This is a genomic window from Alteromonas sp. 14N.309.X.WAT.G.H12 (assembly GCF_036697315.1).
Lineage (GTDB): Bacteria > Pseudomonadota > Gammaproteobacteria > Enterobacterales > Alteromonadaceae > Alteromonas.
In genome coordinates, this window is sequence record NZ_JBAHZB010000004.1 from 127,712 (window position 1) to 141,184 (window position 13,473).

10 protein-coding genes are annotated in these 13,473 nt (G+C 47.5%); 8 read left to right on the top strand and 2 right to left on the bottom strand.

Annotated elements, in window-relative coordinates:
- Positions 1-215: 215 nt before the first annotated feature.
- From V5298_RS03680 to V5298_RS03690, 3 genes are read left to right on the top strand one after another with little or no spacing between them, the layout of a single operon-like run.
- Positions 216-1,367 carry an NAD(P) transhydrogenase subunit alpha gene (locus tag V5298_RS03680; protein ID WP_332930119.1) on the top strand — a complete coding sequence of 384 codons (1,152 nt, stop codon included), beginning with the start codon at positions 216-218 and terminating at the stop codon, positions 1,365-1,367.
- 2 nt (positions 1,368-1,369) lie between these two features.
- Positions 1,370-1,654 carry an NAD(P) transhydrogenase subunit alpha gene (locus V5298_RS03685; RefSeq protein WP_216029237.1) on the top strand — a complete coding sequence of 95 codons (285 nt, stop codon included), beginning with the start codon at positions 1,370-1,372 and terminating at the stop codon, positions 1,652-1,654.
- Positions 1,655-1,666: 12 nt separating this feature from the next.
- Positions 1,667-3,055 (top strand): NAD(P)(+) transhydrogenase (Re/Si-specific) subunit beta, encoded by a 1,389-nt coding sequence (locus tag V5298_RS03690; RefSeq protein WP_332930120.1) that lies wholly within the window; start codon positions 1,667-1,669, stop codon positions 3,053-3,055.
- A gap of 82 nt (positions 3,056-3,137) precedes the next feature.
- Here V5298_RS03690 and V5298_RS03695 read toward each other — a convergent pair whose 3' ends face one another.
- Complete coding sequence (locus V5298_RS03695; RefSeq protein WP_332930121.1) at positions 3,138-4,736, bottom strand: M28 family metallopeptidase; 1,599 nt, start codon at positions 4,734-4,736, stop codon at positions 3,138-3,140.
- 240 nt (positions 4,737-4,976) lie between these two features.
- Here V5298_RS03695 and speA point away from each other — a divergent pair, with 240 nt between their 5' ends.
- Positions 4,977-6,893, top strand: coding sequence for a biosynthetic arginine decarboxylase (speA, locus tag V5298_RS03700; RefSeq protein ID WP_332930122.1), 1,917 nt, complete (start codon positions 4,977-4,979; stop codon positions 6,891-6,893).
- 36 nt (positions 6,894-6,929) lie between these two features.
- Here speA and V5298_RS03705 read toward each other — a convergent pair whose 3' ends face one another.
- Entirely contained in the window at positions 6,930-8,093 is a 1,164-nt protein-coding gene (locus V5298_RS03705; RefSeq protein ID WP_416351140.1) for a serine hydrolase domain-containing protein, read from the bottom strand.
- A 286-nt stretch (positions 8,094-8,379) separates the two neighbouring features.
- On the opposite strand from V5298_RS03705, the gene V5298_RS03710 reads away from it, so the two are divergent.
- The 4 genes from V5298_RS03710 (at position 8,380) to V5298_RS03725 (ending at position 13,350) form a co-directional block, all read left to right on the top strand.
- Complete coding sequence (locus V5298_RS03710) at positions 8,380-9,798, top strand: DNA-3-methyladenine glycosylase 2 family protein (protein ID WP_332930123.1); 1,419 nt, start codon at positions 8,380-8,382, stop codon at positions 9,796-9,798.
- Between the two features lie 4 nt (positions 9,799-9,802).
- The gene (locus V5298_RS03715; protein WP_332930124.1) at positions 9,803-10,255 is read left to right on the top strand and encodes a methylated-DNA--[protein]-cysteine S-methyltransferase; all 453 of its coding nucleotides are present in this window, start codon (positions 9,803-9,805) and stop codon (positions 10,253-10,255) included.
- 4 nt (positions 10,256-10,259) lie between these two features.
- Complete coding sequence (locus V5298_RS03720) at positions 10,260-11,138, top strand: DMT family transporter (protein ID WP_332930125.1); 879 nt, start codon at positions 10,260-10,262, stop codon at positions 11,136-11,138.
- 244 nt (positions 11,139-11,382) lie between these two features.
- A complete protein-coding gene (locus V5298_RS03725) occupies positions 11,383-13,350 on the top strand; it encodes a Calx-beta domain-containing protein (RefSeq protein WP_332930126.1) in 1,968 nt (655 codons plus the stop codon).
- Positions 13,351-13,473: the final 123 nt, after the last annotated feature.

Sequence of the window (13,473 nt, forward strand, 5' to 3'; positions counted from 1 at the left end):
GATGGATGAGGGATCCCCAACATCATTCCCCGTGATTGATTGTTTTATAAGCACTTCGTTCAATTAGTTATTCCATTTTGTTATGAAAAGCAAAATTGCCATCGGTGGCAATTAATATTAGGTTGAATTAACAATAATAAATATAAATTAACAAATTCGGTACAAATATGGCCGGATGATGACTCTCAGAACCTACCCTTCCTGAGGAAAACACTTTGAAAATACTGATATTGAACGAAGGACTTGAAAAACAGGGACAGATTGAGAAGCGATGTGCTGTGTCTGTGTCCAGTGTAAAACGTATGGTAAAGCGCGGTATGACTGTGGTTGTGCAGCAAGGTGCAGGTGTTTTATCAGGCTATCCGGATCAGGACTTTATTGATGCGGGTGCCACGGTTCAACAAAACTGTGACGCTGATCTACAAGACGCAGACATTTTACTTTGTGTTAATCGTCCCGACGAGTCCGTTTATACCTTACTGAAAGAACAGGCGCTGGTAATTGGTCATATTGATCCCTTTTTCCAGAAACAAACCGTTGAGGCTATGGCAAAGCGTAAACTCACTACGCTGTCGGTGGAAATGATCCCCCGTTCATCCAGAGCGCAAAAAATGGATGCCTTGAGCTCCCAAGCGAGCCTTGCTGGCTACGTGATGGTGATGCAGGCGGCAAATCACTTGCCCACCATCTTGCCGATGATGATGACGCCCTCGGGCACCATTAAACCCGCTAAGATCTTTATTATTGGCGCAGGTGTTGCCGGTTTGCAGGCCATTGCTACGGCCAAACGCTTAGGAGCGAATGTTACCGCCTATGATACCCGTGAGGTGGTCGCCGAGCAGGTGGAATCCTTAGGCGGTAAATTTCTCAAAATTGATATTGGCGAAACCGGTCAAACCAAAGACGGGTACGCGAAAGAACTCACCGATGAGCAGAAGCAAAAGCAACAAGATGCCCAGCGCGATGCTATTGCTGATTCTGACATTGTGATCACCACTGCCCAGTTGTTTGGTCGTCGCCCACCACAGCTTATCAGCAAAGAAACCTTGGCGTTGATGCGACCGGGAAGCGTGGTGGTGGATATGGCCGCCACATCGGGCGGTAACGTGGAAGGCTCAGTACCCGGCGAAGTTGCCACGGTAAATGGTGTCACCGTTATTGGTCATGGTAATTGGAGTCAGTTTGTGGCCAAAGACGCCACCGACATGTACGCCAACAACCTTTATAACTTGCTTGATGAATTTTATGACGACGAATCCGCTCAGTTTACGCTGAATATGGAAGATGAAATTTTAGCAGGCAGCGTCATCACCCACGATGGTGAAATTACCAATAGCATGCTTAAACAAGCCTATCAGGGAGTCTGACCATGGAAAATATCTACTTAATTTTTATCGTTCTACTGGCGGCGTTTTTGGGCTTCGAACTCATTCGTAAAGTGCCATCAACTTTACACACACCACTGATGTCTGGCTCTAATGCCATTTCCGGGATCACCCTGGTTGGGGCATTGGCCGCATCGGGCACGGATCATGATGTGCTAACTACCATTTTGGGCACAGCGGCAGTAGCGCTGGCCAGCATTAACGTGGTGGGTGGTTATATGGTTACCGACCGTATGCTTGGCATGTTCAAGAAAAAAGACCGGAAGTAAGGGGCCAATATTATGGAATCTGTAGCACTTATCATTAATTTGGCTTATGTCCTTGCGGCCGGGCTATTTATTCTGGGTTTAAAATTACTCAGTCATCCAGCTACCGCGCGTAAAGGAAACCTTGTTTCCGCCGTAGGTATGTTCATCGCGGTGGTGGTGACGTTGTTAGATCACCAAATTATTTCTTATCAGTGGATTGTACTGGGTTTTGTTATCGGCGGTGCCTACGGTGCTTGGAAAGCGAAGTCTGTAGAGATGACCCAGATGCCCGAAATGGTATCCTTGTTTAATGGTTTTGGTGGCGCCGCGTCACTGTTACTCGGTTGGGCGGCCATCAGCCAGCAAACGGCAGCGTCATTTCATCTGCTGACTCACTTTATGCTCATCACGGTGATCCTCACCATTGTCATCGGTGGCATTACCTTTTCGGGCTCTGTGGTTGCATGGGGAAAACTGTCCGGGCGCATGGGAGCCAAAGCGGTGATCTTCACGGGCCTCCGGGAGCTCAGTATTGCTCACCTTGTGGCGTTTTTCGTAGTGGGTTACCTGTTTGTGAATGATCCGGCAAGCGCTTTGTGGTTAACCCTTACCATTGTTCTTGCTCTTTCGTTTGGTGTTTTGGCCACCATTTCTATTGGCGGTGCAGACATGCCGGTGGTGATCGCGCTATTAAACAGTTATTCCGGTGTGGCGGCTACGGCGGCGGGGCTGGCGGTGGGCAACACCATACTCATTGTCACCGGCTTACTGGTAGGCGCATCAGGGCTTATCCTTACCAACATTATGTGTAAAGCCATGAACCGTTCGCTAATGAATGTCCTGCTTTCAGGCTTTGCTAAACCGGTAGAAGCCGGTGAAAAAATCGAAGGTGAAATCAAAATCATGTCCGCCCAAGATGCCTTTTACGTGTTGGAAGCGGCGCAAGCGGTTTTGGTGGTGCCCGGTTACGGTATGGCGGTGGCACAAGCGCAGCATGCGGTGCGTGAAATGCAAACCTTGTTGGAAGAAAACGGTTGTACGGTGGAATACGCTATTCACCCGGTGGCAGGTCGTATGCCCGGACACATGAACGTACTATTAGCGGAAGCCGATGTACCTTATGATCAACTGTATGAAATGGACGATGTAAACCCACGTATGGAAAACTACGATGTGGTGATCATCATCGGTGCCAACGACGTGGTTAACCCCGCGGCGAAAGAAATGAAAGGCAGCCCTATTTACGGTATGCCGGTGATTGAAGCTTATCGTGCGAAAACCGTGTTTGTGTTGAAGCGTTCAGCAAATGCAGGCTTTGCTGGTGTTGATAATCCACTGTTCTTTAAAGACAACACCCGCATGGTACTGGGTGATGCAAAAGATACCATCAACAGCATTGTCCGTGAGTTTGGAGACGATTAAATAACGATACGGCCAAGACCAATAAAAAAGGGTGCAAGCAATTCGCTGCACCCTTTTTTTATTCTCTTTTTTAACTTACAGGTTATCTGCCCGACGCTTTTCTGGCAGCTTTAAAATCTGACTCGGCGGTCCAGGCCGGCCAATCACCATTATTCGCTAGCTTCACCATAATCTGACCGATAAGATCCAAGTCTTGTCTTACGCCGCTTAAATCCCATTCGGGCAAGTAGTCGTCGGCGGGCTTGTGATAGCGACTGGCAATGAAGCTGGGGTCGGTATCACCTAAGCTCATGAACAAGTAAGACGGGATCCCTTGTCGGGCAGCGGCAAAATGGTCAGAGCGGAAAAACAGTCCATTTTGTGGCCGAGGATCGGGCTTCACGTATCGCCCTTGTGAGGCGGCCGTTTCGGCAACATAATCTTCCAGTTCCGATAAGCCGCTGCCATATTGCAAAATATAGTCGGTGCTGGCGTTCACGTTCATGCCATCAATATTCAAAAAGGCTACGATTTGCGATTGAGGGATCGGAGGGTTCTTGGCAAAGTGCTCGGCACCCAGCAAACCGGTTTCTTCTGCGGTAAAGGCACTAAACATGAGTGTACGTTTAAGTGGCTTTTGTTTGCTTTGTTCTTTCAGCACTCGGGCTAATTCCAGTACGCCAGCTACGCCAGAAGCGTTATCCACTGCGCCGTTTAATACCACTTCTTTACCATTTTCCATGGTTTTTCCCAAGTGATCCCAGTGGGCATGAATACCAATCCATTCGTCAGGAGCCGAGGTGCCCGGCAAAAGCGCCGCGACGTTTTGAGATTCATCATGTTCAATATGATTATGCAGGGTAAGTTTTGCCTTGGTGTGTAAGTCGATGGCGTTAAATCCCGGTTTCGCGGCTTTAGCTTTTAGTTCGCGGTAATCCAAACCAGCAGCGGCGAAGATTTTTTCTGCGGCGCGAAGCTGTAACCAGCCCATCACACCCACTTTGGATTGATTATCGTTGTCGTCTACCAAGGCATATTTTGTGTTGGTACCAGAGTTTTGTACCACGCCCCAACCATAGCCGGCCGGTAGAGTTTCATGGACAATAAACAGTGCCTTGGCACCCTGACGGGCAGCCTCTTCATATTTGTATGTCCAGCGCCCGTAATAGGTCATGGCATTACCGGTAAACAAGTCGTCATTTTTCGATGCAAAGCCCGGATCGTTTACCAGTACAATGACGGTTTTACCTTTTACGTCAATGTTGGCGTAATCGTTCCAGTTATATTCCGGTGCAACAATGCCATAGCCGGCAAAGACCACATCATCATTTACGGTAATGGTATCGCTGATCCGCTCGGTACGGGCGGTAAAGTCCGAGCCGTTTTTAAATACGGTATCGCCAATGGTCAGTGACATATTTTGATCGGCAGTAATTTTTGCTAATGGCACTTTTTGAATGTAACTGTCACCAAAAGCGGGTTGTAAACCAATGGATTTAAACTGTGCGACGATATAATCCACCGCTTTTTGTTCGCCTTCGGTTAAGGGCGCTCGACCTTCAAAGTCGTCGCTGGCCAGGATCTGTACGTCTTTTCTGAAATTATCGAGGTTTAGTTGCTCACCCAATGGTGAAATGGATGTGGCAGCAAAAACCTGACAAGCAGTTAGAAGCAAACTACTTACTAAGAATGGTTTAAACATGTTTCCCTATATATTTTGATTGTTTTCATGCAGCGTAATGGATGATGATAGGTACTGCAAATGCCTTGAGGCGGGAATACACCACAAACCGGCAAATACCATAAAAATACCCGTCATTTTGACGAATTTTAATAGCGCTTGCGCGTAGTCTGATTATAATGCGGGCAAGTTACAGGATAATCCACAACTCGCCTTGTTCAGTATGACTGACAAGGCGTTTAATTTTTTAAGGTGAAGACATTGGCACAGTGGAGCATTGAAGAAGCGGAAAAATTGTACGGCGTATCTCGTTGGGGCGGCGGCTATTTTACCATTGGTGAAAACGGCAATATACATGTTACGCCGGTACCGTCAGATCCCAGTATTCGCATCGATCTAAAAGCGGTTATTGATGAAATACAGCAAGAGGGTGTGCAGTTTCCGGTTGTGGTTCGGTTTCATGATGTGCTGCGCTCACAGGTGGCAAACCTCAATACCATTTTCAGAAATACTATTGCCGAAGCGGGTTACAAGGGTGAATACCAGGGCGTATATCCGGTAAAAGTGAACCAGATGCGGGAAGTGGTTGAAGAGATTGTCGATGCCGGTGAACCCTTTAACTATGGTCTTGAAGCCGGTTCAAAAGCCGAGTTGATCACCGTATTGGCATTAAATACCAATGAAGCATCATTAACGGTATTAAACGGTTATAAAGACGCTGAGTTTATGAAACTGGCATTGCTTGGTCGCAAGTTAGGCCGGTGCATTGTGGTGGTTATTGAAAAGTACTCGGAATTGCTCTTGCTGGTAAAAACCGCCAAAGAGTTGGGTATCGACCCTATAATTGGTCTGCGCTTTAAGATGACGGTAAAAGGGCGGGGAAAATGGGAAAGTTCTGGGGGCGAACGGGCCAAGTTTGGCCTCACCGTGGCCGAAATACTCAAAGCCGCTCGCTTTCTTCGCGAAGAAGGCATGGAGTCGTGCCTGAAATTGTTGCATTTTCATATTGGTAGTCAGCTAACGGATATTCGGTCGGTAAAAGAAGCCATGACTGAAGGTGCTCGGATATACGCAGAATTGCATAAACTGGGTTTTCAGTTGGATTATGTGGATGTGGGTGGCGGCCTAGGTATTGATTACGATGGCAGCGCCTCTACCAATGAGTCATCGCGCAATTACAACATGCAGGAATACGTGTCCGACGTGGTGTATGGCATGAAAGAAGTGTGCGACTTAGAAGGCGTGCCTCACCCTAATTTAGTGAGTGAAAGTGGCCGGGCCATAACCGCCCACCACAGCTGTGTGCTGACTGAAATTGTGGGTGAAATTCGCTCTGACATGGCCGAAGTGGATGTCTCTCCCCAAGAGGGTGAACATGTGTTTGTGAAGAACATTCGTGAACTGGCCGATACCTTCGATACCCAAACCAATATGCAGGAAGTGTTCAACGACGCTTCGCAGTGGAAAGAACAGGCCATGGATGCCTTTAAACTGCGGGTATTGTCGTTAGACGAGTTAGGCAAAATCGAAACCCTGTATTGGCGCATTATGAAGCGGTTACAGGCTTATTACGCCTCGGCGGATTATATTCCTGAGGAAATTCAGGCACTGGATTACAGTTTGTCGTCTCAGTATTTGGCGAATTTCTCTGTGTTTCAATCGGCGGCGGATACCTGGGCCATTGATCAGTTACTTCCCGTGGTGCCAGTAACCCGCATGAATGAAAAACCCAATGTGAATTGTTCATTGGTGGATATCACCTGCGACAGCGACGGTAAAATTAACCAATTTACTGCGGGGCGCGAAATTACCGATATTCTGCCTATGCACAAACTGAACAAAGATGAGCCCTATTACGTGGGATTATTTTTAACCGGTGCGTATCAGGATGTGATGGGTGACATGCACAACTTGTTTGGTCGTTTAAACGAAGTGCATATCTTTAGTTATGACGATGATCCCCAGGACTTTTACATTGAAGAAGTGGTGAAAGGATCATCGGTACAAGATGTGCTTGAGATCATGCAATACAACCCCCGTGCTATGGCCTCGGATGTGAAACGATTAATTGATAAGCAAATTCGAGCCGGTAATTTAAACCCCAGAGAAGCGGTACGCTGGACTGATTTTTACGAAAATTGCTTAAGTGGTTATACGTACATGAAAACCCAGTCATGATGAAAACGTGTCCGGCAAAACAGGGACGTTGCCGGACTAGTTAGTGCTATTGGCTTGTCGTTTCTCATCGGCCTGTTTGAAATAACGGGCCCAAAATTGGGCGGTGGTGGTATTGATCATGTTGGATTCGGCATTCATTAGCATCACATAACCGGCTTTATAGTCGGGGGAGAACGCCACATCCGCCCGGTAACCTTTTACCCATCCGCTATGATAATTCAACCGTTTGCCATCAAAGTTATAAATTCGCCAGCCTTTGCCATAGTGGGCATCTTTTAGGTATTCCCGCCAGCCCCGCCGGTGTATTTCCCGGGTGGTTCTTACCATAGGGGTGGTAATTTCTTCGATGATCTCAGGTGGCACCACGGTGGGAAATTCCCCTAACAAGGCTTGTAAATAAATGGTCATATCACGAATGCTGGCATTGACGCCGGCGGCTGGGGCAAAGCGGTAGTAATTGCTTTCCACCCGGCCTTCCCGCCATTTGTTGCGGGCTATGGCAATGTGCGGGTGTGCCCATTTAGCAGACGACAGCAAGGCGCTTTTTCCCACGCTGGCGGTTTTCATGCCTAAGGGCACAAATACCTGCTCACTCATTTGCCGGTGATAAGAGGTATTGTGCATACCCAAGTAATAGGCAATGGCACCAAACATGGCGTTTTGATAGGTGTAGCAGTCACCGGGCGCACAGAGAGGATCGAGCAGAGCCAGCTGTTTAAGTACCTGTTCTAAGGTGTAATCGGCTTCAATGAGGTTGTCATAGGCATTGGGCATAAAGCCGCTGGATTGGCTGACAATGTGTTTTAATTGCAGTTTGTCCATCCCTTTACCCTGAAACGGGATATCGGGGAGCAGTTCACTGATTGGGGTGTCCCAGCTTAGCTTGCCTTGATGCACCAGCTTTGCCATTAAAAGAGAGGTGAAAGATTTGGATACCGAGGCTAGGCGGAATACCGTATCGGCATCGATGAGTTGACCGCCTCTATGGGTGCGCCCAAATACGTACACTTTTGGGGTTTCGCCCTGCTGATAATAAACAAAGGCATAACCGGGCACATTGTATTTTATGGCTTGCCGCTTGACGTAGTCGGCATAATCATCCAGCCACTCTTCGGCTGACAGCGCGGGGCCTGAAAATAAAAGCATTAACAGCACCGGGAAGAAAAGGCTGAAAATAGACGTGGTCAGCTTATTAGACAAGAATAACTCCGCGAATGATAGACGCCTTCCCCTCCGTGGAAAGACAGTAATTTGCGAAGTATTATGCTGTTGAGACACGGCATAATCAACCTTGCTCTGACTTTCGGCTCATAGGGGAAGGTGTTTTTGTTATTTTTACGGAATAATTGAGAAAAAGGGCGCTAACTTAAACATACGCCGTGCTTTTTTGTCAGTGCCGTTTTCGTCGCCTGTTCGTGGTAAAAATGCTTTACACTACCCATTCAAACACACTACGAATTTTTCCATTATCGGCGCAGGCTCTCTTATGACAGGTGACATTCTTGATAATGACCTTATCGCCCAATATCAACAGGCACGATTGTCGCGAGATCGGCGTTTTGATGGCACCTTTTTTGTCGCAGTAAAAAGCACAGGCATTTTTTGCCGTCCGGTTTGTCCTGCCCGGTTACCGGCAGAAAAAAACGTGCGCTATTATCATCTTGCCGCCCAAGCCATGCATGCCGGTTTTCGGCCTTGTTTACGGTGTAGGCCCGACAGTGCGCCTCATTCCAGCGCTTGGAAAGGGGTAAATACTACCGTGCAACGGGCTACTGCGTTGCTAAGTGAACTACCCGTGCAACCCATCTCGGCGGTGGCGGAACGATTAGGCATATCGCCACGGTATTTACACAAATTGATCACCGAAAAATTTGGTATCTCTCCCCGTTTGTGGCAGCAATACCATCAATTGATGTTTGCCAAGCAGCTGTTACAGGGGACGATACTGCCGGTGGAACAGGTAGCAATATCTGCGGGTTTTGGTTCGGCACGTCGGTTACAGGTCGCCATGAAAAAGTATTGGGGGCTTACACCGAGTCAGGTGCGGGGTAAAAAACAAGCTGAAGGCGCACTAACGCCATCTTTTACGGTGTTTTTAGCCTACCGGCCGCCATATCACTGGCCTTTTGTGAGAGATTTTCTTGCCGCCAGGGCATTGCCGGGTACGGAACAAGTGTCTGATGATTCCTACCAGCGCGTGTTTTGCCATGGACACTGGCAAGGAAAGGTCACGGCAAAACACATGCCGTCAGCGGGGGGATTTTCTGTCACCGTGTATATTAACGGGTTAACAGGGGCTAAGTGGATCATGGATAATCTTAGCCGAGTGCTTGATTTACATGCCGATCCCACCCTTATCAACCAGGCGTTGATAGCGGCCGGAATACCGGCTAAGGATGTGTGTTCCGGATTAAGATTACCCGGTGTGTGGAGTGCCTTTGAAGCGGGTTGTCGGGCAGTATTGGGGCAGCAGGTGTCGGTGAAAGCGGCCATTGCACTCGTAACCAAACTCACCGATGCCCTTGGCAAGCACACAGAGCACGGGATAGCCTTCCCCGAACCTGGGGCGGTGGCGAACAGTGCGCTTGTGTTTTTAAAGATGCCAGAAAGCCGCAAACACGCTTTACGTAATCTGGCCCATTATTTTGTGCAACGGCAAGACGCCACTACACCCTTGTCCCATCAGGAAGCCGATATCCTCGCGTTAAAAGGCATTGGCCCATGGACGCTGGACTACCTGCTAATGCGCGGCGAAAGTCACCCAGACCGTTACCTTGGGGGCGATTTAATCATTAAAAAGATGGCGCAACAACATGGTGTTAATCCCCACGCTGCGGCTCCCTGGCGAAGTTATTTAACCCTGCAAATGTGGCACATGGCTAATCAACAAAAAGACAAGAGATAAACACATGTATAATGCGTATATGCCAAGCCCTTGTGGCCTAATACAGATTTGTGCCAGTGCCCGTGGGGTTACGGCAATTCGGTTTGTTGAAGAAAAATCCGCACCGGCGTCCCCTTCGCCGGTGACCGACTTAACCTGCCAACAGTTGCGTGAGTATTTTAGCGGTAATCGACACGAATTTACCCTGCCGCTAGATGCAGCGGGGACGGCATTTCAACATTCAGTATGGGAAGCGTTAACCCATATCCCTTTTGGCGAAACCCGCACCTATGGAGATATTGCCCAGTGTATCGATAACCCTAAAGCCGTTAGGGCGGTGGGATTGGCGAACGGCAAAAACCCCTTGTCTATTGTGGTGCCTTGCCATCGCGTAATTGGTGCAAATGGTACCTTAACCGGATACGCCGGTGGGCTTGTGCGTAAAGCAGCGCTACTTAAATTAGAAGGAGTGATGTAAGTCGATGTCAGCTAAGAATATGTTGTCGTTACTTGTGTTAGGCGCCATATGGGGCGGATCGTTTCTTTTTATGCGAGTCGCAGCACCGGAATTTGGCGTGTTTGCACTGGTAGAGTTAAGAACCATTCTGGCGACATTGGTGATGCTGCCCTTTGCCATGGCCGTAGGCGGATGGCGCGCTTTAGGCCAATACTGGTGGCAAATTGCCTTTATAGGCGTAATCAATACTGCCGTACCTTTTGTGTTGTTTAACTACAGTAGTTTGCATCTTGAAGCCGGCATAAATGCTATTTTAAACGCTACCGCGCCCATGTTTGGCGCCATTGTGGCACTGTTATGGTTAGGCGATAAATTATCCCGTTCGGCTGTGTCTGGCTTATTCGTAGGTTTTGTTGGGGTGGCGTTATTGAGTGCCCATAAGGTGGGTGAAGGCCATGTTAGCTTTCTTCCTATTTTAAGCGCCTGCGCGGCAACCTTTTGCTATGGCATTGCTGCTTGTGCCATGAAACGCTGGCTGGTGGGAATAAAACCTATAGTGGTGGCGTTTGGTAGTCAATTTTACGCTGCCATTGCGTTGGTGCCCTTCTCTTTGGCTACCTTGCCTACAGTGATGCCCTCTGCATTGGCCTGGACAAATGCGGTGGCGCTAGCGGTGTTAGGTACGGGTATTGCCTACATTTTGTATTTTAACCTTATTGCCAGCGTAGGCCCGGCCAAAGCCATAACCGTAGCGTATCTTGTGCCCTTATTCGGTATTCTTTGGGGGCTGTTATTCTTAAATGAAACCCTATCACTACAAACCCTTGTTGGTGGCGTTTTAATTCTACTGGGGATCACCCTCACCACGGGTGTAATAACGCGTTTAAGGCGGGTAAAACCTTAACTGGTGAATGTCTTTAATAATACGTTTAATGTTGCGGAAGAATAGGAACCGCACATCTACTATCTTCTGTTTTTAAAAATCCTCGCTTTAACTGTATACGAAAACTTTACGCTATCACAGGTAGTACTTTTTTCTGTCAAATAATATAACTAGCAATAAAGTGCTGTTTTTTTTAGTGCAGAGTGTTTTTTGTGCTGATTAAAAAGTGTTCACAGTGAATGTGTGACTTGCTCGGATAGGCCGAGTGGAAAGTAAAAAAGGGGAAGTAGAAATGCAGTTAAAGCACACTCAAACAGCGATAGCATTAATGGCAATGCTCAGCGGTACCACCTATGCTCACGATGACATTTTAACCTTGGATTACGGCATACCTTATGACGACATCATAAGGACGCAGGGTAAAGATACGGACAGTGAAACACCGAATTTCGATTTGGTTATTTTTTATCAAAACTCATTTATGAAGAGATATGGTGAGTATGAAGGGTATCAGCATCTGTTGGCGATCCCCGACACCATTAATCAAGCATTTGAAGATAGTGATGTTGATGCAACGGTAACATTGAAAGACATTATTCAAACCACGAATGTTGCTGATTATATTACTTACAGCGCGGTTTACGATGATGATGGGGAATTACTGCAAAAGGGGGCTTCTTCTGTATCTTCAGAAGTAATGCTTAGTGATGATGGTTACGAAGAATATGAAGCCTATGTGGAAAAGTGGAAAGCCGATAATGTGATGTATGTTACCGATTGGCGAGAAGGTACCACATTGGGGGCAGCGGGGCAAGATAATGAATATTCCATCATTTTGTCTCAACTTACGGATGAATCCCTCTCAGTTACGGTACATGAATTAGGCCATAATTTAGGTGCCAATCATGAATATGATGCTATTCCTAATTATGAAACCAGTTACGCACATGCATGGGAATGTGGGGACAGCTATACAGTGATGCGTTCTGTAAGTGACGGTACGATAAATAACATTTATTCAAATCCTGATATCGCCATTGATGGTGTTTATTGCGGGGATGAAGATGAGGCCGATAACGCCCGGGCGATTGATGCGAAAGCCTCCACCAATGCTCAACGTCGAGAAGGCGTGGATGTGGTGGGAACGGTTTCTTTGGACGCCAGTAGCTATGCGGTTTATGAAGATGAAACTCTCACAGTAAGCCTGACCCGAACCGGAGATTTGACCAGCGAAGCCTCAGTGAAAGTGTTCGCGGAAAATGACACGGCGGAGTACGGGCAAGATTTTGTCGACATATATAAAACGGCTACGTTCGAAGCGGATAGTGCCACGGCCACCGTTACCTTTGATATCGTCAATGACTTACTGGATGAAGAGGAAGAAACCTTTAATTTGGTACTTCGTTTTCCATACACATTAGAGCTGGGAGATACCAGTGAAGCAACGGTGTATTTAGAAAATGTGAGCAATAGTGGTGATGCTGGCACCTTTAGCATTTCGGCGCCGTCGTCAATCGACGAAGGCGAGGAAGGTACGGTCACGGTGACACGCACCGGCGATACCAGTGAAGAAGTGATAATTTATACCACAAGTGAAGATGGGACCGCGGATCAAGAGATTGATTATTTAACGGTAAATGAAATTTTGTACTTCAAAGCGGGAGAAACCAGCAAGAGTTTTACCACGGAAGCCTGGACCGATTGGGCGGATGAAAGTAGTCAGGACTATACCATTTCCTTATCCAGCGATGCCGATGTGAGCTATGACACTCAATCTGCCACAGTATGGATAAATGACATGGATGAGGGCGAAACGGGTTATTTTGTGGTTCAAAATATGCAGACGTATTTTTACGAGGGTGAGACGTTTAGCTATGAGATTATCCGAGTTGATGGCGTGACGGGCGAGGTAAGCATCACCGGAACGGTGTCATGGCCAGACTATGACATAGAACCAGTCGAGGTAACTGCTACGGTGGCTGATCAAGCGGATTCTGGCACCTGGACGTATACCATTCCCGACCTGGATATCGATGAAGATGAATATGAAATGGAGATTTCGTGGGTAGCAACAGATGATGTCACAGCTTATCCCCGAAGCGACACAAGCTATACAGTCACATCAGTAGAAGAAGAAAGTGAATCGTCGGGCGGTGCTGTGGGGTACTGGGGCTTAATGGTGTTGCTGCCATTTATTTTCCATCGTCGTTTATTCCGCAAAAAATCAGTATAGCTTTCAACCAAGCCCTAGCTGAATGCTAGGGCTTGCCCATAGGAATTGGCGATGAGCTTAAGGTCTTTGAAATCATGCACAAAAGCGATATTGATTCCATTAAGGTAGGTGGCGGGCAGTCAG